The sequence below is a fragment of the Hoeflea prorocentri genome (genome assembly GCF_027944115.1).
GTDB lineage: Bacteria > Pseudomonadota > Alphaproteobacteria > Rhizobiales > Rhizobiaceae > Hoeflea_A > Hoeflea_A prorocentri.
The window spans coordinates 1,588,983-1,610,588 of the sequence record NZ_JAPJZI010000001.1 but is presented as its reverse complement, the minus strand read 5'-3'; the positions used below and the strand labels follow the sequence as shown (position 1 = coordinate 1,610,588).

Genomic DNA, 21,606 nt, shown 5'->3' with positions numbered 1-21,606 from the left:
TGGGTTAATGGCACATCAGCCTTGATGCGGAAGGCTCAATGAACAATTCAGAAATCCCGATGACCGGCGGCAACACCAACCGATGTGTTGTCAAAGTGGGTGATACGGTCCGTCGGGCGATGACACCCGCCAGCCCGACGATCCATAAGCTTCTGCAGCATCTGGAGCTCAGCGGTTTCTCCGCTTGCCCGCGTTTTTTGGGCATCGACGGCCATAACCGGGAGATTCTCACCTTTATCGAAGGCGAAACCGAGCTTCCGCCCAGTATCTGGGCAAACGACTTGGCGCTTATCGCCACCGCAGATCTGTTGCGGGATTATCACGAAGCGACCTCAGATTTTTGCAACGCCGACTGCCATTGGACCGCCGAGTATCCGGATACAGCGCGCCACGAGGTCATCTGTCACAATGATTTTGCCCCGTACAATCTCATATTCAACGGTGACATGCCTGTCGCAATGATCGATTTCGATCTTGCCGGTCCCGGCCCGCGTATGCGCGACATCGCCTATGCCGCCTACTGGTCGGCACCCCTGGCGTTTGGTGCAGGCGATCTGAGGTCGCATGCATTGGATGACGTGGAGAACGGCAGCCGGCGCCTTAAGCTGTTCTGCCGGTCATACGGTATTGAAGCAGATGGGTCCGTTCTTGAGATGGTGGCAGAGGTCCTCGACGATATGGCCGATGCAGACCGCGCGGTGCGTCTTGTCGGACGCGAGGCTACCGATGCCCTGCGCATGGACGGGCATTTCGACCACTGGCGCAGCGAATGTGACGCCTTCGGAGCATATATAGGCAGATTGGCGAAAAACCTTGAATGACACGGCATGAATCGATGTCGGACAGGTTCCATGCCTGCCCCGCATCCTTTATGACGAGCCATGTTTTTCAATAGCCCCCTTGTTCCTGCAACGCTCATAAAGCGTTACAAACGTTTCCTTTTCGATGCCGAACTGGATTCAGGTGAAAAGATCACCGGCTCCTGCCCCAATACCGGCTCCATGCTCGGGCTGACGAACCCCGGGTCACGTATCTGGATGTCTCTGCATGACAGCCCGACGCGTAAATACAAACACGCGCTTGAGCTGGTTGAGGCCGACGGAACGACGGTGGGGATAAATACGGGCCTGCCCAACAAGATTGTCGAGGAAGCGCTATCCACCGGCGCCGTCGATCCGCTGAACGGTTACGCGGAAATGAAACGCGAGCAGAGGTACGGCAAAAACTCGCGGATCGATATTCTCCTGCAGGACCCCGAACGCCCGCCGGCCTATGTTGAGGTCAAGAACGTGCACTTTATTCGTACCGCCGGTCTTGCCGAATTTCCCGATAGTGCGACGAAGCGCGGAGCCAAACACCTTGACGAACTGGGTGATATGGTCGATGCCGGAAACCGGGCCGTCATGGTTTATCTGGTGCAGCGGGCGGACTGCGAGAGATTGAAAATCTGCCGCGATCTCGATAGCAATTATGGCAAGGCCTTCGACCGCGCAATAGCCCGCGGGGTTGAAGCGCTGGCAATGCGATGCCAAATCACTCCGCAGGAGATACGCTTCGACCGGCTGATTCCCGTTGATGAACCGGGTTTGTGAGGAAAGAAATTGGTTAGCTATATCGACGCCATCGCCGCGCCAATGAAAAACAATGGGCAGGTCAAGCTGCACGGGCCGGAAGGTTTTGCCGGAATGCACAAGGCCGGCCAGTTGACAGCACGCTGCCTTGATGAACTGGTGGCAATGGTCGTACCTGGCGTCACCACGGCGGCAATCGACAAATTCGTGTTCGAATTCGGCATGGACCATGGAGCAGTGCCGGCGACGCTCAATTATCGCGGCTATACCAATTCCTGCTGCACCTCTATCAACCATGTGGTCTGCCACGGCTTCCCGAGCGCAAAACCGCTGCGCGAAGGCGATATCGTCAATATTGACGTAACCTATGTGCTCGACGGCTGGCATGGCGACTCAAGCCGTATGTATCCGGTTGGAACGATCAAGCGCGCAGCCCAAAGGCTGATGGAAGTCACGCATGAATCACTGATGCGCGGCATTGCTGCAGTCAGGCCCGGCGCCCGAACCGGCGCAATCGGTGAGGCCATCCAGCGCTATGCGGAAGCGGAACGCTGCTCGGTCGTGCGCGATTTTTGTGGCCATGGTCTTGGCCAGCTTTTTCACGATGTGCCGAACATTCTTCACTACGGTCGCGCCCATGAGGGCGTCGAGCTGCGCGAAGGCATGATTTTTACGATTGAACCGATGATCAATCTGGGCAAACCGCATGTGAAGGTGCTGTCCGACGGCTGGACGGCCGTAACCCGCGACCGCTCACTGACCGCTCAATATGAGCATTCCGTCGGCGTAACCGCAGATGGCTGCGAAATCTTCACCCTTTCGCCCGCGGGTCTCTTCACACCCGGCCTCGACCTTTAAGAGATACCTGTCTAACAGGAGAGCCCCTTGCCCGAGGCTTCAGACAGCGCCCGACACAAAGGTCACCGCGAACGGTTGAGACAACGGTTTCAGACGGCTGGTGCCGCCGCGCTCGCCGATTACGAACTGCTTGAACTCGTTCTTTTCAGACTGATACCGCGCCGCGACACCAAACCTGTCGCCAAGGCGCTGCTGGAAAAATTCGGCTCCATCTCCGCCATTATGGGCGCGCCGGAAAATCTTTTGTGCGAAGTCCCCGGCATTGGCGAGCAAGTGGCGACGGATCTGAAAGCCATTGCCGCCCTGCAGCAGCGCATGCTGCAGAGCGACCTGATTGACAGCCCGCTTCTGTCTTCCTGGTCAGCCGTGATCGACTATTGCAACGCCGTCATGGCGCATGAACGCCGCGAACAATTCCGTCTTCTGTTCCTGGACAAGAAAAACCGCCTGATTGCCGACGAAGTTCAGCAGAGCGGGACCGTCGACCATACGCCCGTCTATCCGCGTGAAGTCGTTCGCCGCGCACTTGAACTCTCGGCGACGGCCATCATTCTGGTACACAATCACCCCTCTGGCGATCCGACACCATCGCGCGCCGATGTGGAGATGACCCACCGGATCATCGAAGCAGCCACGCCGCTGGGCGTCGCCGTCCACGATCACATCATCATCGGACGCGCCGGTCACGCCAGTCTGAAGGGCCTTTCACTCATCTGAGTTTGACGCACAAAAAAAGGCCGCATCGGGTGCGGCCTTTTTCAAATGTTCTTGATACGGCTTACTCAGCGTCCGCCTTCTTAGCAGGTACCTTTTTCTTTGCCGGCGCTTTTTTGGCCGGGGCCTTCTTTTCTTCCGTGGTTTTGCTGGCCGCGGCCTTCTTCTTCGGCGCGGCTTTCTTCTTTGCCGGCTTTGCCTCAGCCTTGGCGTCTTCGTCGTCCTCGGCCATCAACTCTTCCTTGCTCACCGTCTTGTCGGTGACATCGGCCGAAGCAATGATGTGATCAATCACCTTTTCTTCAAAGATCGGGGCACGAAGCTGCGCAACGGCATCAGGCGTCTTCTGGAAGTATTCCATCACCTGCTGTTCCTGACCGGGATACTGGCGCACCTGATCGTAAACGGCGCGCTGCATTTCTTCGTCCGTTACCTGGATCTCGGCACTTTCTCCGATCTGGGACAGGACAAGACCGAGGCGCACACGCCGTTCGGCGAGCTTGCCGTAATCCTCGCGCGCTTCTTCTTCGGTCGTATCCTCGTCTTCGAAGGTCTTGCCCGACTGTTCCAGGTCTGCTGAAATCTGGCCCCAGATATTGTTGAACTCAACGTCTCTCAGACCTTCCGGCGTCTCAAACTGATACTCTTCGTCCAACGCATCGAGAATCTGCCGCTTGATCTTCTGGCGCGTAAACTGGCCATATTGACCTTCAATCTGTTCGCGCACGACTTCGCGAAGCCTTTCGGCCGATTCAAGGCCAAGCGTCTTGGCGAGTTCGTCGTCAATCACCAGTTCGCCAGCAGCAGCCACTTCCTTGACGGTCACGTCAAAGGTCGCTTCCTTTCCTGCAAGATGCGCGGCCTGATAGTCTTCAGGGAAGGTTACCTTGATGGTCTTCTCATCGCCTGCCTTGACGCCGACGAGCTGGTCTTCAAAGCCGGGGATGAACGTGCCTGAACCGAGGACGAGATTTGCGTCATTGTCAGCGCCGCCTTCAAAGGGTTCGCCATCGACCTTGCCGACATAGTCCATGGTCACACGGTCACCGTCAGCCGCCTTGCCGGATTTGGTTTCATAGGTGCGCGCGCTTTCCGCAACGCGTTTGACCTGCTCCTCAACCTCGTCCTCGGCAATGTCGACAACCTGGCGCTCGAGCTTCAGCTTTGAAACATCGCCAACCTCAAACTGCGGAATGACCTCGTAGGACATTGAAAATTCGAAATCAGCCTTGGCATCGAGAATTTCATTGGCCTCGGCTTCGTCTTCCGTCATGGAAATCTGCGGGCGGGTGGCAGATTTCTCGCCGCGTTCGGAAAGGATCTCCGTTGGCTTCTCATTGATCATCTCATTGACAAGCTCGGCCATGATCGATTTGCCGTAGACCTTGCGCATATGAGCAAGCGGAACCTTGCCGGGGCGGAAGCCATTGAGACGAACCTTGTCTTTGGCATCGATAAGTCGTTCGTTCATCCGCGTTTCCATGTCCTTGGCCGGGACGACGATTTTGATTTCCCGCTTCAGACCTTCCGACAGCGTTTCTGTAACCTGCATGTTCAAACCTTCAATTTCCTGGTCGCCGCAACCGATAATTTCACCGGTCATCGCGATGCCCATTTGCCTGCCGAGTACGGCAGCGATATGTCGCGGCGCATTTGCCGGGGCGTATTCGGCGCTGCACCATTGGTTTTATTGACTTTTTCCGCCTCGCGGCCACAAAACCTTATGGTTCGGGCGCACTGAAAACGGTTGCCGCCAACGGGCGTTCGCCGCGCAATAGCAAATTGGTTGCAAGCCCGCAATGCAAAACCGCGCAATAGCAGGCCTTGGCACGTAAATTGGGCCGGCAATCATCACACCTGACAGTCTAACACATCAGGCACTATTGCAGCACTGCCGGAAGACGGCTGTAGCCGCGGAAACGGATCCGGCCACTGCGCTCGCCGCCCTCGGTCAATTGATAATCGGGAAAGCGCTGAAGAAACCGGCCAACAGCGATACGCCCTTCCATGCGTGCGAGCGACAGGCCGACGCAGGTATGGGCACCGCTTGCAAAGGCGAGATGCCGGTTGGGCCGCCGGTCAAGGACCATGCGATCCGGTTCCTCAAACTGGTCGGGATCGCGATTGGCCGCGCCGATGCATAGATGCAGGTCCGTCCCGGCCGAGACGGCTTCACCGCCTATGAATATGTCATCCGCGGCAAGACGGTTGCCAAATTGATTGGGGCTTTCCAGCCGCAGGAATTCATCGACTGCGGTAGCGATCAGGTCGGGATTTGCGATCAGCTGCCGCCTTGCGTCCCGGTCCTGATCAAGAAGCCCCAGCGCATTGCCGATCAGGTTGGTTGTCGTTTCATGGCCGGCATTCAAAATGAAGATACAGTTCTGATAGAGCTCGACCTCGCTCAGTCCCCCGTCCGTATCCGATTGGATCAGCCGGGTCAGAACGTCAACGTCCGGATCACCCGGCCGTGCCCGCCGCTCGGTAATGATCGTGCGCAAGAGGTCGACAAAATCCGAAACAGCCCGATTGCCCTCTTCATGTTGCTGCGGTGTCAACACTGGTTCCAATGCACCCAAAATGGCGAGGGACCAGTCGCGAAGCGGCTCACGCGCGGCACGCGGCAGATCAAGCAGATTGCCGATCACCTCAATGGGAATGGCACCAGCGAAATCCCGAATGATCTCAACATCGGCCGCCTGTGCCATCTGCTCGATCAGATCGTCGACCAACGTAATGAGGCCCGGTTCCATATGTTTGAGTGCGCGCGGGTTCATCGCGCCGACCATCACCTGCCTGACACGCGTGTGAAGCGGCGGATCATTAAAGACAAGCGACGTCGTATGATGCTCGTAAAGCGGCGTTTCAGCGCCGAACTTCGGCGCAAAAACCTTCTTCTTGTCCGAAATGAAGCGCGCCGTATCGCGGTACACCATCTCCAGATCCGCATAGCGCGACAGGATGATCGATCCGTCCGCCTGCCGGCAAATCGGTTCCTGCTCCCGAAGATAGCGGTAGGTCGGATACGGATCGCGGATAAAGTCCGCACTCGGCCGTGTGAGATCAAACTGCATGAAGCCCTTCCTTGCTCACGGCGATCACGTCGCCGCGAGCGAAACGAATACGACAGTTTTGATACCGTCAAGCGTGCGATCTGCGAATTTCACTTTCGGTTGAAAATTCTATTGAAAAATGAAGCCGTTTAACGAGGATGTTGTGTTCACGAAACTGATGCTGGATTTGGCCCGCGGTCGACATGACAAAATCGATGGAACACGACAAAAGGGAGATCATACTCAGGATCTACGACACCATTGCCGATCAGCGGAACTGGCAACCGGTGCTCGACGAGATAACCGATCGGCTCAATGCACGCGGTTGCCTGGTCTTCGAGCTTGGCGAAACCGGCCTTGCGACACCGCATATGTCCTCCTGGTACGAACCCGCGGCCCTCGAAGACTATATCCGGCAACACCGCGTGTCGGAATTGGCGGATCACGAGATATTCCGCAAGCAGAGCCTCGCCCATGACGCAGTGGATATCGTGTCCGACAGCGTCCTGTACGAAGACCTCGAGGAGTTCAGGGCCCGCAAAAACGTACGCCACGTCATGCAGTTCGGCATCTTGCACCGTGCGGCAGCGCTGCTCAACAAGGACAACCCGAATGTCTCAAGGTTCTCCGTACAATTCCGGTCGGATCGGAAGGGCATCACGGCTGCAGAGAGCGCCTATCTGAATGAACTTCTTCCGCACATCGCAAAGGCGCTCGACCTTGGTCGGCCGGCCAGACAGCTTGCGCTCGAGCATCAAAGCATGCTCGCAGCGATGGACCGCTTGAAAATCGGCGTGTGCGTACTCGATGGCAAGGGCCGTGTTGTTGTTGCCAATGAGGAGTTTTCCCGTCAGCTGGATACCTACAAGGTCTTCCGCACATCCCTGCGCGGAGAATTGATGCTTCTAAGGGACGGTGATCAGATGCGGCTGGAAGCCTTAAAGGCCGATGCCGTCAATCACGGGAAGTTCGGCGCCCGTCCGCGCAAGGAGGCCATATCGACGGATAACAAGTCCTACCTGTGCATCGAGATATCGCCACTCTACAAATCCGAAGACCTTGGCGCAGGGGTCTTCGATGGATGCATTCTCTATAGCACCGACACCAGCATGCCGGTGCATTGCCACACATCGCCCCTCAAACTCGCCTATCGCCTGACCAACGCGGAACTCGATCTGGCAGAGTCAATCGCGGAAGGTTTGACCAACGCCCAGATCGCCGAACGCAGGGGCCGGGCCGTGGCAACGGTGAACGCGCAGGTCAAATCAATCCTGTCGAAGACGCATTGTTCAACCAGAACCCAGTTCGTCAGGCTCTTGATGAGCTTCGGGGCGGATTTCATCCGGGAGCCGGAAAACAAGGCCGAAACGACAAACAAGGCCGGTACCGCCTAGCGACACTGTTGCCTTGGATTGAACTTGGTGCGGGCGGAGGGACTTGAACCCCCACGCCTTGCGGCGCCAGAACCTAAATCAATTGCCGCATCGATTAACAGTATGAAAAATTGAGACAAAATCCCTAGAAGTTGTCACACATGGCACAACTTGGCACAGATTTGTCACGGTAGTTTTCGATTTTATGTGGCTTAGCGTGGCAGCACAGCTGACCTCAACCGACTGTTGTGCAACTGCGTCGTGGTTGCTAGCAGTACCTATGGATTTCGTCGCCCTACCTATTTCAGTTTTATCGCTTGTTGTCTCGATCGGCACATTTTGGTTTGTATTTCTGCACCGTGGTAGGCTGGCAATGACAACTCCGACACATGTTTATTTCGGATACGACTTTGTGCCCTGGGCTTGTCCCAAAATACACTTGCGGACGTTGCTGTACAGTACATCTAAGCGTGGCCAGTTCATTGAGGCAATGTATGCACGAGTTCGCCGGAACAACCAACAATGGATGTTTGAGGTTTGGGGTTACGGTGAATCCGGAGACTTTTCCCGTGGCAGTGGCCTCTACATCGGGCCAGATGGACTTACCGCGAACCATCATTTTCTGCAGTCAAAGTTGCGGGAAGATTTTCAGTTTGAGGCCGGTAAGTATGAAATAGACATAATGGTCAGCATCGTGGGGCGAAGGAGACCCACTCGGTTGGCTACGATCACTTTGCCTCTATCTGGCAGCGAAGCAGCCACATTGATGGAACATCGGGGTGTGGACTTTGAGTTGACTATCGATGGCACGTACAACGGTCACCCGCGTATCGGTGACTAATAAATATAAATCTGGTGCGGGTGGAGGGACTCGAACCCCCACGCCTCTCGGCGTCTGGACCTAAACCAGGTGCGTCTACCAATTCCGCCACACCCGCACGTATAGAAGTGCGGGCTTTGCCATATCAGTGTGATGTGGGTCAAGTACGTGTATCAGCAATAGGCTCGCGTCAAACGAGAGTCACAACGCTAACGAAGACTTCCCGCTAACGAAGATATTGAAATTGCGAGATAAAATACGGAATCAATAGGATGCCGAAATTTAGCTGCGCCAGAGAAAATATCTGGTGCCAGAACCTAAATCTGGTGCGTCTGCCAATTCCGCCACGCCCGCTTCAGAAGGAGCCTGTCCTGTGCCACAGTCGTAATATGGCGGTCAAGCCACGTTGTTTGATGCGCGCAGCATAACCGTCTGGTTGACGCAACCAGGTTTCCAATTGCCTTGGACCATCACACGTGTTGCACGGAGCAGGAAAACACCGCCGCCAACTCTTGATTCGGCTCCACGCCTAGGCTGTTTACAAAGTATTCAATACCCACATAAGTTGTGATATACTAATTAACATCTTGGGTGGTGGCAGGGATGCTTCGGCTATTTTTCATATCGATTGTCGTATCGCTTTCCATTTCTCCTGCTACAAACGCGGGGGCCGAGACTTTCGGATTCAGCGGCCTGTTCGATGAAGAAAAGTGGATGAACCGGCTAAATGATATTGGCCAATTCGTCGATGGCGGCATAGATATCGGGGTTGCACCGACAGACGGGGGCTCAGCACCGGCGGTGCCCTCACCGTCACCTGGAACGCCTAGCCCCACGCTCAATCAGGCATTGGGATCAAGCCGCATAGCGACACGAATCTTTGCCGGCCCGAACCAGTACCCGCCAGCAAATTATGCGGCCTACGGGATCATCGCATTCAGCTCTACCGCCTCTACTGAAACAGTCGAACGGCACACCGCTATCTGCAGGGCTTATTTGAAGGCGTTGCCACTGCCGCCAGAGGGTGTGCCACCCGTTTCCCAACTTGTTACGGTATGGCCGATTATCACCGACGATGTGGCAAATTCGATCCACAAGATGGATGAGAAGCTGCAGTGCGAGGCTGCCGTCAGGAACTACAATCAGTCACTAGGCCAAACCGCCATTCAGGCCGCCAGGAAGAAGCTGAACAAATCCTTTGGTCGTGGACCTTTTCTTATTGCCTGGTCACCCACCGAAATGATTGGCAGCGATAAAACGGTGATGCTGTTCTGGGACCTGTCGCAAGTCGACGACTACGACAGCGCGCTCAGCCATTTCCAGGTATGGGTCAACGACATTCAGTCCGACCAATGGGAGAACGGACTGACCGTGAGCAAACTTCGGGTAAAAATCCAGGCTATTATCAACCGTTACGGCCAGATGTTCGGAAATGTCATAACAATAGGGGGATGACTATGGGAGCAGGTTGGGCAAAGACCCTGTTGTCAATATCGCCAAGCGCCGTCGCACTCGGCGTTCTTTTGACCTTTCTTCTCGTCTATTGGCTTCATCCATTGAATATCGGCGCCGTTTTCATTGTATTCCTTCTCTGTACCGCAATCTCGTTTCTGATCGTTTCAATGCTCAAATATGCATTCGGCAAACCTTCCGGACCCGCCATGACACAACAGGCAAACGGTACCGGGCGTCGTGAAGAAGGCGCTGACCCCGGCGCTACGGATTGACATGGCCTGCGGCCGGTCGACATTTGCAGATCACAAGGGTTTCGCAATCGCCTGACGTCGACTTGCATCCAGAACGCAACGAAATCGACAGCGGCGAAAGGGGCGAACCCAAGATAGTGTTCTCTTCTTTACGCATGGCGAGCCTTGCGTTTTACGCATAGCTCCTATGACTATATTGCGCTGCACAAATTCAACTTCCCATCCTATATTTTGACCAAGTGGACAACGCAAACGATGGTGCGACAAATCGAGGGATTGAAGCTGCGGTTTTGATAATTACATATCAAGGGCAGCACTGAACAGAGCAGATACGAAATACCTTTTTGACTTAGGTGATCGTAAACTTGCCGACCTCGGAGTTGAACGCACAGAGATTGAACATATATCTCTTAGAGCGTTGTAAAAAAAGAATATAGGAATTCGCCGGGACATACTCCTCCTCCCAATGTCCCTGCGATATGACTGGCAGCACTCCTCCTCCCAGCTGTCAGTCGCGTAAAAAGACGCTCGCTGGATCTCCTCCCCCAGCGAGCGTTTTTTATTTGTGCAATTGCCCAACAAACATGCAATGCCTGCAAAAACGCATAGCAATTTTGCGTATATTGCACTGCACAAATCGGAAGATCGTTCCTATATTGAGTTCAACAGACAACGTGCGGTGCACAACACCGTCCCCCACTCAATGAAGGAGAAAAAAATGGTTTCTTTCAAACAGTCATTCGCAAACTGGCGTGCTTATCGCAACACCTGCAACGAACTGTACAAAATGTCCGACCGCGAACTGAACGACATCGGTATCGCCCGCGGCGACATCCCGTTTGTTGCTCGCCGCAAATAGGCACCCATTGCAGTTACCGGGTCAAACCTCCTCCCTTGACCCGGAAATTGGCTGACGGCTTCTCCTCCTCCCATAAGTCCGTCAGCCTCTTATAGAAACGCCCGCCGGCACTTCCCGGTGGGCGTTTTCTATTTGCGCCATGCCATGATCTGATTGCGTCAAGGCTCTGAAAAAGCGGCCATAATCACTGTTTCGAACTGCACTCATTGCATAGCTGGTTTGACAAAAACCATCTAACTGCGGGCGACAAAATCACTAAATAAGGCTCACAACACAGGCCGAGGAAGGAGAAAGAAATGAGCATCCTCAAAGATTACCAGAACTGGCGCAAATACCGCCGTACCGTTACCCAACTCAATGACCTGCCCGACACGGTTCTGCAGGATATCGGCGTTGACCGTCACGCCATTGACGCTTACGCGCGCAAAGCCGCCAACTACTGAGCCATCTGACATGGTTCCCGAAAACGGGCGCCGACCGGAACAAGCGCATCCCTCGAGCGCATGACCGGTCCGGCGCCCGAATTGTATGGGCCATTGCCGTGCCTATTGAATGCGCAGCCGATATTGGATGATGATATTCAAAGTGCTAGAACGGCGCGCATGAAAAAGACCGAAAAACCATTGCATATCGTTGGCGGCGGTCTCGCCGGTTCTGAAGCCGCCTGGCAGGCCGCACAAATGGGCGTGCCGGTGATTTTGCATGAGATGCGGCCCGGGCGCGGGACAGACGCCCACAAGACCGACGGGCTCGCCGAACTCGTCTGCTCCAACTCGTTCCGCTCAGATGATCATCAGCAAAATGCCGTCGGCGTCCTGCATGAAGAAATGCGCATGGCCGGATCGTTGATCATGGCGAGTGCGGACCGCCATCAGGTTCCGGCAGGCAGTGCCCTCGCGGTCGACCGGGACGGTTTTTCCGATGCCGTGACCGAATCGCTTCAGCAGCATCCCCTGATATCGATAGAGCGCGGTGAAGTAACTGGATTGCCGCCGCAGGACTGGGAACGCAGCATTATAGCAACCGGACCACTCACTGCCCCGTCACTGGCCGACGCCATCAGGCGGGAGACCGGCGAACAGTCTCTGGCTTTTTTTGACGCCATCGCACCCATCATCCATTTCGACAGTATTGATCTGGATACCTGCTGGTTCCAGTCGCGTTATGACAAGGTCGGCCCCGGAGGAACCGGCAAGGACTATATCAATTGCCCCATGGATGAGGCGCAATATAACGGCTTCATCGACGCGCTGCTCTGCGGTGAGAAAACGGAATTCAAGGAATGGGAGGGCACGCCCTATTTCGATGGCTGCCTCCCCATCGAGATCATGGCCGAGCGCGGACGGGAAACACTGCGCCACGGACCGATGAAGCCCATGGGGCTGACAAACGCACATGCGCCCGACATCAAACCCTACGCCGTCGTGCAGCTGCGTCAGGACAATGCGCTCGGAACGCTCTACAATATGGTCGGTTTCCAGACCAAGCTGAAATACGGCGCGCAAAAAGACATATTCCAGATGATACCGGGTCTGGAAAACGCGGAATTTGCGCGTCTGGGCGGTCTGCACCGCAACACCTATATCAACTCGCCTCAACTGCTTGATTCGTCTCTTCAACTGAAGACCCGGCAGGGACTCCGCTTCGCCGGGCAGATAACCGGCTGCGAAGGCTATGTGGAATCAGCGGCGATTGGCCTTTTGACCGGCCGGTTTGCCGCAATCGAGCTGTTGGGCGGGGAACCGTCCCTGCCTCCGGTAACGACTGCATTCGGCGCACTGCTCGGCCATATCACGGGAGGACATCTGTCGTCCGATGACGAACCCGGAAAGCGCTCATTCCAGCCTATGAATGTGAATTTCGGCCTCTTCCCGCCGGTGGAAATCGTCAAGCCCGAAGGCGTCAAGCGCTTCAGGGGCAAGGACAAGGCCATCGTGAAGAAACGCACCATCGCCGCTCGGGCTCTTTCCGACTGCCGGCAGTGGCTGGGCCTTGCAGGCAAAATAGCCGCCGCTGAATAGGAGACATCCGTGAGCGAACTCGAATCATCCTTCTTCAACGTCGATCGGCAGGGCCCGGTCGTCAGGCTTTCGATGAACCGTCCGGAAAAGGCAAACGGCATGACACCGGACTTCTGGACCGAACTGCCACGGCTTCTGCAAATCCTCGACAGTGATGAAACCGTTCGCGCCGTGGTGCTGACCGGCGAGGGAAAACATTTTACCGGCGGGATGGATCTGGCGGCCTTTGCGTCCATTGCAGCACTCTTTTCTGAAGAGCCTGGACGCGCCGCTTATGCATTACGCGAAAAGATCCTGCAGCTTCAAGGCACATTTTCAGCGATCGAGAAAGTACGGTTTCCGGTCATCGCAGCAATCCACGGCGCTTGCATCGGCGGCGGTATCGACATGATATCGGCCTGCGATATCCGGCTTGCCACCCGTGACGCCTATTTTTCCATTGAGGAAATCAATATCGGCATGACTGCCGATGTCGGCACGCTGCAGCGACTGCCGAAACTGATCTCCCCGGCAATCGCCGCGGAACTTGCTTACACCGGGCGCCGCTTCAGCGCAGAAGAAGCGCAAGCCTTCGGCCTTATCAGCGGCCTTGCCGACGACCGCGAGGGACTGATTGCGGCTGCCATGGAAATGGCCCGTGATATCAGCACAAAATCACCGCTGGCGATCGCCGGGGTCAAACGCAACCTCCTCTACAGCCGCGACCACGCCGTCGATGATGGCCTGGACTATATGGCAACCTGGAATGCCGGCATGCTGCGTCCTGAAGACCTCACCAAGGCCGTTCAGGCATCGATGGCAAAGAAGCAAGCCGTCTTTGCCAATCTGCTTGGTGAAGGATCACTGGCGATCTGACACGCCTTCGGATTCTGCGAGCGAGGCCGCTGTGAGGAAACCTCCGCAAAGCCAGAGCGAAACCTCCGCCGCCTCAGTAGCGTTCGAAAACTCGAAATGACCGTCACTGCCGGCCTCGCCGGGGAACTTGACGTTGATAATCTGTTCGCCGCTGGGATCGCCGACCTCCAACGTCCTTGGTTCCAGCAAGCGCGCAGCCATATGAAGCGAGGCATGCTCGACAAATCCGACCCGGCCGTCGGCCAGACGCAGGAAAGAACTGTGGCCGTCGCTGGTGGTGATGACGTCACGCACGGCAATATCCGGATAGGCCCTGGAAAAAGCCAGTATCACCGCCCCCGTATCGTCATCGCTTCTATTTGCTTCCTCGGCAAGGCGCCGCCAGCGCAAATAGAACAGAATGCCGACACCAACAACAATGATGGCCACAAGCGGCCAGGACCCGCCCGGAAGATGCATCGGTTTGTCTCCAATCGGATGCCTGCGATTATGCGCCCTCGCGCGCGCAATAACAATCTGGCTAGAAGCGCGTCCTCATCGACGCGCGCCAGAAGCGCCACTGCCGCCGCCATTGCGGGATCTTCAGCGGCGCGGTCAACAACCTAGCGCCCGCTCGGTCGGCACCGTCAAAAACCTGCTCGGCTGTCGCAACAGGCAGGAAAGCAGTGATGCATTCTGCCGGAAGGCCAGCATACCGTCGGCGAGCCTCAGCCAAATGTTCGCGGCCCAAGGAGACAAATGCCGAAACCGCCTGCGCGATCGTGTCCGTATTTTTGCCGGCAAGAAATGCGTCTCGATCAAGCCCAGTCGCCCGCAGAAGGTCGCCCGGAACATAGAGCTGCCCGCGCGAACGGTGAATGGGCAACATCAGCAAAGTGCCCGCCACCAACTGCGCAACGCCAGCATGACCGGCTGCATCTGCCGAATGCCGCGCAGCATCCGGATTGAGCACATTCACGCAAAGCTGCAACAGCGCTGAGGCGGTTTCTCCGGCATACCCCTCAAAGGCCGTACGATCCGGCATGGGGTCATCGTAAAGATCGAACTGGCGGGCCTTGATCATATTCAGGAATGGCACTTTGGGCAGTTCATGACTCTCGATAGCCGACATCAGCGATGCCGCAATCGGGTTCGCAGCCGCATTGCCATGGGCCTCTCCGCTGATAAGATCGTGCCACCATTGAAGGCGCACCTCTCCCATCATCGGCTCGGAAATGTTTTCCCGCACCCGCGCAAGTTCAAGGTTGAAGGCATAAAGGGCGCTGATCGCGCCGCGCTTGTTTTCAGGGGCAAGAAGAGCGCACAGATAACGGTCGCGGTCCCCTGCCCTCAGCACTGAGAGGCAGGGATCGTTCAGAATGGCCTGTTCGTCCGACACGGGTCCCTCGCCGCGTCACACGGCGATGAGCGCGGCAGCAACGGCCCGCGATTCGGCAAGCATGACATTATAGGTTCGTACGGCAGCACCGGTGCTCATCGGGTCGGATATGATCCGCGCATCGCGAAGCCTGATTTTCAACTCAGGAGGCAACCGCCGGATATCCTGGCCAGTGCCGACAAGAAGCACTTCAATGTCGCGGGCTTCATCGAGAACCCGCTTGAAGAGCGCCACATCGAGCGTGCTTTCTTCCGTTACATCCCAGCCATGGATACCGGAGGGCAGGCACAGGAGAGAACCACGGTGGGACATGTCGGCGAATCGGAAACCGCCATCGCCATAGGCATCGATGGGCGCCCGGCCAGGGAAATGCGCATCGCGAATCTCTATGCCTCTGCCCATCGCCTAGGCCGTCCCGGGCGCAGGTCCCTTGCTTTCCTCGCCCTGCTGCTGCTCTTCGTCCTTGCCCATGCCCGCCTGGAAGTTCTCACCCCGCAACTTGAACAGGATCAGAACCGGCGCGGCAATGAAGGTGGACGAATAGGTGCCGATGATGACACCGAAGATCATCGCGAAGGTAAACGACCGGATCACCTCTCCACCGAATATAAACAGCGAAAGCAAGGCCAGAAGGGTCGTCACCGACGTCAGAACGGTACGTGACAGCATCTGGTTGACCGAAAGATCGAGAAGATCGGGCAACGGCATCTTCTTGTATCGTCGCAGATTCTCGCGCACACGGTCATAGACCACCACCGTATCGTTGAGCGAATAGCCGACAATCGTCAGCACCGCCGCGATACTCGACAGGTTGAACTCAACGCCCGTTATCACAAACATACCGATCGTCAGGATCACGTCGTTGACCGTCGCTATGATCGCGCCAAGTGCAAACTGCCACTCAAACCGGAACCAGATATAGATCAATATGGCAAAGAGCGACGTCAGCACGGCAATCGTGCCGGCCTGTGCCAGTTCACCCGACACGGTAGGACCGACCACCTCAACCCTTCGGATCGTATAGTCGTCCTCCAGATCTCCGCGCACCTTGGTAATAACCGTCTGTTCCGCGTTCTCACCGCCACCTTGAGCCTGAACGCGGATCAGCACCTCTTCCGGCGAACCGAATTCCTGCACCTGGACATCGCCCAGATTGAGATCGGACAAGCGCGAGCGAATATCCGACACGTCAGCCGGCCCGGATTTCGATTGGACCTCAATGACAGAGCCGCCCTTGAAATCGATACCGTAATTCATACCGACCGTGGCAAACAGAACCAGCGACGCAAGTGCGGCAGCGGCGCTGAACATGAAGGTGAATTTGCGCAGCCACATGAATTTGTAATGCGCATTGCCGAACAGTTCGGCGAGCAATCCCCTCGGCAGCGCCTTAGGCCTGCTGCGGCGAACCCACTCGGCAATCATCCAGCGTGTCACCGTAAAGGCGGTGAAAACCGTCGTGACAATACCGATGGCCAGCGTCACGGCAAAGCCGCGAACCGGACCGGAACCGAGATAGAACAGGATCACAGCCGCGATGAGCGTGGTGATGTTGGCGTCGAGGATGGTTGCGAACGCCCGTTGGAAACCGGCATCAATGGCCTGAATGAGCGATCGCCCTCCCCGTCGTTCCTCGCGGATACGCTCATAGATCAGAACGTTCGAGTCGACCGCCATACCAACAGTCAAAACAATGCCCGCAATACCCGGCAGCGTCAGTGTTGCACCGATAAGGGTCAGCAATGCGATGATCATCGTGACGTTGAAGATCAGCGCCAGGTTGGCGATCAACCCCAGGAACCCGTAGGCTGCGAAGATAAAAGTAACAACCAGAATGGCGCCGATGATCCCGGCAATTTCGCCCGCGGCGATCGAGTCAGCGCCAAGGCCAGGCCCGACAGTCCGCTCCTCGATCACCGTCAGTGTCGCAGGCAACGCACCCGCCCGCAAAAGCACAGCCAGATCGTTCGCCGATTCAACCGTGAAGTTGCCGGATATCTGGCCCGTGCCACCCAATATCGGTTCGTTGATAACCGGAGCCGTGATCACCGCCTCGTCGAGAACGATCGCAAAGGGATAGCCAACATTCTGCTGGGTTATCTGGCCGAAGCGTTGAGCACCGGCCGTGTCGAAGCGGAACGTAACGATCGGTTCATTGGTCCGCTGATCGAACCCGGCCTGCGCATCGACCAGATTGTCACCCGAAAGAAGCGGTCGCCGCTGAAGCAGAAACGGAATGGGTGGATCATCATTGGAATAGACGATTTCCGAAGAAACGGGGGGACGTCCCCTGAGCGCCTCTTCGGCGGGCATGGAACGGTCGACCAGATGGAATGTCAGTTTCGCCGTCTGGTTCAAAATATCCTTGAGGCGTTGTGGATCGTCAAATCCCGGCACCTGGACGAGAATACGGTCCGTGCCCTGACGCTGGATAACCGGTTCCGTGGTGCCGAGTTCATCGACCCGTCGCCGCACCACCTCGATCGATTGTGATACGGCCGATGAAATGCGGTGGTTGATACCTTCCTCGGTCAACGTAATGCGCAACAGCCCCGGTTGCGGCTCGTCAAGCTCCGCTTCGCGCAACGCGCCTCCGCCGAGCAGACCGGCATTCACTAACTGCGTCAGCTCCGAAAGCGCATCCTTGGCCCGTTCGATATTTGCAGAATCACGGATCCGAACCTGTGCGACAAGACCGTTGCCGGACAGGCCCGTGTAACCGATCCCCTCTTCACGCAACAACCGACGCATATCGTCAACGACGGTTTCAAGCCGTTCTTTCTCGATATCCTCGCGTTCGACACGCAAAAGAATATGCGAGCCACCCTGCAGGTCGAGGCCGAGCGTAAGCTGCTTTTTCGGCATCCAGTCCGGCAAGGCCGCCAGTTGTTGCTGTGACAGAAGGTTTGGCGCAGCAAAGACGACACTGGCCAAAATAGCGAGCCAGATCAGAGTGGTTTTCCAGCGGGAAAAATACAGCATATTATTCTCGGTTCGTCGGGCAATCGGTTCAGGCGTAACTCAGCCAAGTGGCGGAAATAAACCCGCCATTTGAGTAGTCTACTTGCTTTGCGCCGTTTCTTTGACGGGCTCGCCCTTCACTTTCACGTCAGCCAGCATGGAGCGCACGACCCGCACTTTCAGCCCCTCGGCGATCTCGACTTCAACTTCCGTATCGTCGACCACCTTGGTAACCTTGCCGGTAATGCCGCCGCCTGTAACGACCTGGTCGCCGCGACGAACATTTGAAAGCATTTCCTGACGCTTTTTCATCTGCTGGCGCTGCGGCCGGATGATCAGGAAATACATAATAACAAAAATCAGGATAAACGGCATGATCGACACAAGTAGGTCGCCGCCGCCTCCGCCAGCAGCTTGCGCATATGCCGGTGTTACAAACATTTAATTAGCTCCTCTTAGGCAAGGTTTACCCAGCTCACATGAAGACCGCTATTACCGGCCCTTTGCTGTGCCAGATATAGTGTCGCGGGCACTATTGCAACTGCCCGCGCAACCGGCCTGCCCTTTTCGTCTGCGCATCATCATGCTACCGCACAGACGGATTTGGCCGGAAAAGGGAACTGCCGTGAGCAAGGCGACGCTTCAAAAACTGCTTGAAGAAATCCAAAGGCTTACAACGGCGGTGGAGGCGCTGTCAGGCCCGCACCCCGTCAAAACGGATCTGACGGCGGCTGACTGCTTTATCTGGGACCCGGCAACCAGCCATCTGCAGCCGGTGACCAGCCCCAACCGCATCGATATCGGCCTCATCCGCGGGGTCGACCGTGTGCGCGATATTCTTCACGACAACACGCAGCGTTTCGCCGAGGGCCTGCCAGCCAACAATGTGCTGCTTTGGGGCGCGCGCGGCATGGGCAAGTCCTCACTGGTCAAGGCGACACATGCCGCCATTGTCGCGCAAACGGCCAATGCATCATCGGCGCTCAAGCTGGTGGAAATTCACCGCGAGGATATAGACAGCCTGCCACAGCTCATGGCTCTCGTGCGCGGCCTGCCGGAACGGTTTATCCTCTTCTGCGACGATCTGTCCTTCGACCATGACGATACCACCTACAAATCGCTCAAGGCCGCGCTTGAGGGCGGGCTGGAAGGCCGGGCGGAAAATGTCGTCTTCTATGCCACATCCAATCGCCGCCACCTCATGCCGCGCGACATGATGGAGAACGAGCGCTCAACCGCGATCAACCCCTCCGAAGCGGTGGAAGAAAAGGTGTCTCTGTCCGACCGGTTTGGACTTTGGCTCGGCTTCCACAAATGCAGCCAGGACGAATATCTGGAAATGGTCGACGGCTATGCAAAACACTATGGTCTCGACGTAGACGACGAGACCCTGCGCGCCGAAGCGCTTGAATGGGCCACAACACGTGGAGCGCGCTCTGGCCGCGTCGCCTGGCAATTCACACAGGACCTCGCCGGACGCCTGGGAAGGCGCTTCGACGAAATCCGGGATTGATCCGGACAAAATAAAACCGGGCCCGCAAGGGAACGTGCGGACCCGGCTTTTCCTGCTTGAGACTGGAGCGTCCCTACTCGAGATAAGTCATCGGATCGACGGGTTTGGCGTCTTTCCGTATCTCGAAGTGCAGCTTTGGAGCCTTGGCCTGTCCGCTCATTCCCGAAAGGGCGACAACCTGGCCACGGCTGACGCTATCACCGCGTTCGACGATTAATTCACTGGCATGGCCGTAAACGCTGACCAGGCCATTGGCATGACGCACCAGAACCGTCTTGCCGTACTCCTTCAGGCCGGTCCCGGCATAGATAACGACACCGTTCTCCGCCGCTTTGACCGGCGTTCCCTTCGGCAGCGAGATATCAATCCCGTCATTTCTATTGCCATTGTCGACGGCCCCATAGGCGCCAACGACCTGACCACGGGCCGGCCAGCGCAATTTGTCGATGCCGGTGGCCTTCGGAGCATCCGCCTTGACGGCAGCCACAGTGCTTACCTTGTCGGCTTTTTTGGTTTCCACGGCATAGGTCGAGACGCTGGCAGCCGATGCCGGCCTTTTTTCCGGCTTGCTGGCAACACTTGCGGTCTGAACAGAATCAACGCCGGTTGCCGATTGCGGAACGCGAAGGACCTGTCCGATGCGGATCTTGGAATCGCTCAGGCCGTTTGCAGTCTTCAACGCTGACACGGACATACCGGTGCGCGATGCAATCGCACTGAGTGAATCACCTGCCTTGACGGTGTATGTACCTTTTGCCGCGGCAGCATTGGAGCCCGCAGGCTTGGGTTTTTTCTCAGCTGCAGTGCCCTGGCTTACGGCCGTCTGACTTGCATCATTTTGCCTGACAGGCTCGCGCACCGACGGCGCCGTGGGCAGGACGGCCGCCTGACGAACGGGCGCAGGCACCGGTACCGGCACCTTGTCCGGACGGGCCTCACCCTGATAGCCCGTGGTGGCGCGCGCAGCACGTGTCTTCGGATTGTTGTCCGGAGCCGAAATGGGAGCCGTACGCGAATAAACGTAGGTCGGGATAACAACGACCTCGCCAGCCGCAACCTTCGACGGGTCGGCGATATTGTTGGCTTTCATGATCTCGCGCGCCGGCACACCGTAACGGCGGGACAGATTGTAAATCGTCTCTCCCGGCGCGATTTTGACGCGTGTACCACCTGTTGTGGACCAACCGCCGACAACATTGCTGGAAGCGGCTTCCGCCTTGCGGGCCGCAGTGCTTGACGGAGTACCGCCGGTAATGATCGGATCAACCGGAACGCTTGCTGACGCGCCAAGAGCGGCAGTCTGCGTGGGAGCCGGATAGGGTGTCGGGATATTCTTGACCGGCACATCCACGGTCCGCTCAGTCACAACCGGAACAGGTGAAAGCGCAATGTCGCGGACGCGAGGCTGAACGGGAGGCGCCTGCCGGAGCGGCTTGCGCTCGACTGCCGCCTGCTGAACATAGACCGGCGCCTGCTGCGATGACGGCTGGGAAGGCCGCGCCAAGGCTGGGCCCGACCGTGGAACCGACCCGGTATGCGTCGTGTCATAGGCCGATGAATTGGCGCTCATGTCACCTGGATAAGGCTGATTGAGAGCGGATGTGTCGGGCTGTTGCTGGGATGCCGGACGCGACGGCGCACCCCGGCCGAGAGGCTCAGGAACCGTCCCCGTGAAAAGACCGTCCTGAAAGCGCGTTACCTCGGAACTGCAGCCGGCGGCAAGGCTTGCCAGGCAGACCGCACCGATCAGCTTGCTGGCGGCACGTGAAGAAACGGCGGGTATTCTGATACGCATCATACGAACCCATTTACGCAAAACATATGGGGCGTATCTAACAGTGTTAAGGTTACTGTCGGGTTAAGCAAAAAGCAAAAATTTCAACGGCATGTAAACACCGCATCGACGGCAGTTCCACGTCGGCAA

At 56.8% G+C, this 21,606-nt stretch carries 20 protein-coding genes, 1 tRNA gene and 1 pseudogene; 13 read left to right on the top strand and 9 right to left on the bottom strand.

Translation table 11 applies throughout. From position 1 onward, the window contains the following. Positions 1-38 precede the first annotated feature (38 nt). The 4 genes and pseudogenes from OQ273_RS07475 to radC all read left to right on the top strand — a co-directional run. Positions 39-821 (top strand): aminoglycoside phosphotransferase family protein, encoded by a 783-nt coding sequence (locus tag OQ273_RS07475; RefSeq protein WP_267989834.1) that lies wholly within the window; start codon positions 39-41, stop codon positions 819-821. A 60-nt stretch (positions 822-881) separates the two neighbouring features. Then, entirely contained in the window at positions 882-1,592 is a 711-nt protein-coding gene (sfsA, locus tag OQ273_RS07470) for a DNA/RNA nuclease SfsA (RefSeq protein WP_267989833.1), read from the top strand. A 9-nt stretch (positions 1,593-1,601) separates the two neighbouring features. Then, positions 1,602-2,429, top strand: a complete 828-nt coding sequence (gene map / locus OQ273_RS07465) for a type I methionyl aminopeptidase (protein WP_267989832.1) — start codon at positions 1,602-1,604, stop codon at positions 2,427-2,429. A 54-nt stretch (positions 2,430-2,483) separates the two neighbouring features. Continuing rightward, a pseudogene (radC, locus tag OQ273_RS07460) lies at positions 2,484-3,146 on the top strand (RadC family protein); the annotation flags it as partial. A 61-nt stretch (positions 3,147-3,207) separates the two neighbouring features. Here radC and tig read toward each other — a convergent pair. Further along, positions 3,208-4,695, bottom strand: coding sequence for a trigger factor (gene tig, locus OQ273_RS07455; RefSeq protein ID WP_267993048.1), 1,488 nt, complete (start codon positions 4,693-4,695; stop codon positions 3,208-3,210). A 328-nt stretch (positions 4,696-5,023) separates the two neighbouring features. Continuing rightward, positions 5,024-6,217: a cytochrome P450 gene (locus OQ273_RS07450; RefSeq protein ID WP_267989831.1), complete on the bottom strand. Its 1,194-nt coding sequence runs from the start codon at positions 6,215-6,217 to the stop codon at positions 5,024-5,026. Positions 6,218-6,411: 194 nt separating this feature from the next. Here OQ273_RS07450 and OQ273_RS07445 point away from each other — a divergent pair, with 194 nt between their 5' ends. Both OQ273_RS07445 and OQ273_RS07440 read left to right on the top strand, forming a co-directional pair. Further along, a complete protein-coding gene (locus tag OQ273_RS07445) occupies positions 6,412-7,590 on the top strand; it encodes a helix-turn-helix transcriptional regulator (protein WP_267989830.1) in 1,179 nt (392 codons plus the stop codon). Between the two features lie 259 nt (positions 7,591-7,849). Beyond that, on the top strand, positions 7,850-8,410 hold the full coding sequence (locus OQ273_RS07440) for a hypothetical protein (RefSeq protein ID WP_267989829.1): 561 nt from the start codon (positions 7,850-7,852) through the stop codon (positions 8,408-8,410). Positions 8,411-8,422: 12 nt separating this feature from the next. Here OQ273_RS07440 and OQ273_RS07435 read toward each other — a convergent pair. Beyond that, positions 8,423-8,507, bottom strand: a tRNA-Leu gene (locus OQ273_RS07435). Positions 8,508-8,992: 485 nt separating this feature from the next. Between OQ273_RS07435 and OQ273_RS07430 the strand changes: the two genes are divergently transcribed. The 6 genes from OQ273_RS07430 (at position 8,993) to OQ273_RS07405 (ending at position 13,830) form a co-directional block, all read left to right on the top strand. Continuing rightward, positions 8,993-9,844 carry a hypothetical protein gene (locus OQ273_RS07430; protein WP_271292096.1) on the top strand — a complete coding sequence of 284 codons (852 nt, stop codon included), beginning with the start codon at positions 8,993-8,995 and terminating at the stop codon, positions 9,842-9,844. Positions 9,845-9,846: 2 nt separating this feature from the next. Continuing rightward, positions 9,847-10,116, top strand: coding sequence for a hypothetical protein (locus tag OQ273_RS07425; protein WP_267989827.1), 270 nt, complete (start codon positions 9,847-9,849; stop codon positions 10,114-10,116). Positions 10,117-10,813: 697 nt separating this feature from the next. Further along, a complete protein-coding gene (locus tag OQ273_RS23690) occupies positions 10,814-10,954 on the top strand; it encodes a DUF1127 domain-containing protein (RefSeq protein ID WP_333781702.1) in 141 nt (46 codons plus the stop codon). Positions 10,955-11,250: 296 nt separating this feature from the next. After that, positions 11,251-11,397: a DUF1127 domain-containing protein gene (locus tag OQ273_RS07415; RefSeq protein WP_267989825.1), complete on the top strand. Its 147-nt coding sequence runs from the start codon at positions 11,251-11,253 to the stop codon at positions 11,395-11,397. Positions 11,398-11,556: 159 nt separating this feature from the next. After that, positions 11,557-12,975 carry a methylenetetrahydrofolate--tRNA-(uracil(54)-C(5))-methyltransferase (FADH(2)-oxidizing) TrmFO gene (gene trmFO, locus OQ273_RS07410; RefSeq protein ID WP_267989824.1) on the top strand — a complete coding sequence of 473 codons (1,419 nt, stop codon included), beginning with the start codon at positions 11,557-11,559 and terminating at the stop codon, positions 12,973-12,975. A 9-nt stretch (positions 12,976-12,984) separates the two neighbouring features. Beyond that, positions 12,985-13,830: a crotonase/enoyl-CoA hydratase family protein gene (locus tag OQ273_RS07405; protein WP_267989823.1), complete on the top strand. Its 846-nt coding sequence runs from the start codon at positions 12,985-12,987 to the stop codon at positions 13,828-13,830. Here the strand turns inward: OQ273_RS07405 and OQ273_RS07400 are convergent. The 5 genes from OQ273_RS07400 to yajC all read right to left on the bottom strand — a co-directional run bounded on the left by OQ273_RS07400 (position 13,816) and on the right by yajC (position 18,610). Next, entirely contained in the window at positions 13,816-14,289 is a 474-nt protein-coding gene (locus tag OQ273_RS07400) for a hypothetical protein (RefSeq protein WP_267989822.1), read from the bottom strand. The genes OQ273_RS07405 and OQ273_RS07400 overlap by 15 nt on opposite strands. Positions 14,290-14,350: 61 nt before the next feature. Further along, on the bottom strand, positions 14,351-15,208 hold the full coding sequence (locus tag OQ273_RS07395) for a phytoene/squalene synthase family protein (RefSeq protein ID WP_267989821.1): 858 nt from the start codon (positions 15,206-15,208) through the stop codon (positions 14,351-14,353). Positions 15,209-15,223: 15 nt separating this feature from the next. Next, positions 15,224-15,610, bottom strand: coding sequence for an Mth938-like domain-containing protein (locus OQ273_RS07390; protein ID WP_267989820.1), 387 nt, complete (start codon positions 15,608-15,610; stop codon positions 15,224-15,226). 3 nt (positions 15,611-15,613) lie between these two features. Continuing rightward, positions 15,614-18,190 (bottom strand): protein translocase subunit SecDF, encoded by a 2,577-nt coding sequence (secDF, locus tag OQ273_RS07385; RefSeq protein ID WP_267989819.1) that lies wholly within the window; start codon positions 18,188-18,190, stop codon positions 15,614-15,616. A 78-nt stretch (positions 18,191-18,268) separates the two neighbouring features. Next, on the bottom strand, positions 18,269-18,610 hold the full coding sequence (gene yajC / locus OQ273_RS07380) for a preprotein translocase subunit YajC (RefSeq protein WP_267989818.1): 342 nt from the start codon (positions 18,608-18,610) through the stop codon (positions 18,269-18,271). 184 nt (positions 18,611-18,794) lie between these two features. Between yajC and OQ273_RS07375 the strand changes: the two genes are divergently transcribed. After that, positions 18,795-19,682, top strand: a complete 888-nt coding sequence (locus tag OQ273_RS07375; RefSeq protein ID WP_267989817.1) for an ATP-binding protein — start codon at positions 18,795-18,797, stop codon at positions 19,680-19,682. A gap of 73 nt (positions 19,683-19,755) precedes the next feature. Here OQ273_RS07375 and OQ273_RS07370 read toward each other — a convergent pair whose 3' ends face one another. Next, positions 19,756-21,477: a peptidoglycan DD-metalloendopeptidase family protein gene (locus OQ273_RS07370; protein ID WP_271292095.1), complete on the bottom strand. Its 1,722-nt coding sequence runs from the start codon at positions 21,475-21,477 to the stop codon at positions 19,756-19,758. Between the last annotated feature and the right edge of the window lie 129 nt (positions 21,478-21,606).

Coding starts and splice junctions, on each gene's coding strand:
- OQ273_RS07475 (WP_267989834.1), top strand. CDS start 39: ATGAACAATTCAGAAATCCCGATGACCGGCGGCAACACCAACCGATGT.
- sfsA (WP_267989833.1), top strand. CDS start 882: ATGTTTTTCAATAGCCCCCTTGTTCCTGCAACGCTCATAAAGCGTTAC.
- tig (WP_267993048.1), bottom strand. CDS start 4,695: ATGCAGGTTACAGAAACGCTGTCGGAAGGTCTGAAGCGGGAAATCAAA.
- OQ273_RS07450 (WP_267989831.1), bottom strand. CDS start 6,217: ATGCAGTTTGATCTCACACGGCCGAGTGCGGACTTTATCCGCGATCCG.
- OQ273_RS07445 (WP_267989830.1), top strand. CDS start 6,412: ATGGAACACGACAAAAGGGAGATCATACTCAGGATCTACGACACCATT.
- OQ273_RS07440 (WP_267989829.1), top strand. CDS start 7,850: ATGGATTTCGTCGCCCTACCTATTTCAGTTTTATCGCTTGTTGTCTCG.
- OQ273_RS07430 (WP_271292096.1), top strand. CDS start 8,993: ATGCTTCGGCTATTTTTCATATCGATTGTCGTATCGCTTTCCATTTCT.
- OQ273_RS07425 (WP_267989827.1), top strand. CDS start 9,847: ATGGGAGCAGGTTGGGCAAAGACCCTGTTGTCAATATCGCCAAGCGCC.
- OQ273_RS23690 (WP_333781702.1), top strand. CDS start 10,814: ATGGTTTCTTTCAAACAGTCATTCGCAAACTGGCGTGCTTATCGCAAC.
- OQ273_RS07415 (WP_267989825.1), top strand. CDS start 11,251: ATGAGCATCCTCAAAGATTACCAGAACTGGCGCAAATACCGCCGTACC.
- trmFO (WP_267989824.1), top strand. CDS start 11,557: ATGAAAAAGACCGAAAAACCATTGCATATCGTTGGCGGCGGTCTCGCC.
- OQ273_RS07400 (WP_267989822.1), bottom strand. CDS start 14,289: ATGCATCTTCCGGGCGGGTCCTGGCCGCTTGTGGCCATCATTGTTGTT.
- OQ273_RS07390 (WP_267989820.1), bottom strand. CDS start 15,610: ATGGGCAGAGGCATAGAGATTCGCGATGCGCATTTCCCTGGCCGGGCG.
- secDF (WP_267989819.1), bottom strand. CDS start 18,190: ATGCTGTATTTTTCCCGCTGGAAAACCACTCTGATCTGGCTCGCTATT.
- yajC (WP_267989818.1), bottom strand. CDS start 18,610: ATGTTTGTAACACCGGCATATGCGCAAGCTGCTGGCGGAGGCGGCGGC.
- OQ273_RS07370 (WP_271292095.1), bottom strand. CDS start 21,477: ATGCGTATCAGAATACCCGCCGTTTCTTCACGTGCCGCCAGCAAGCTG.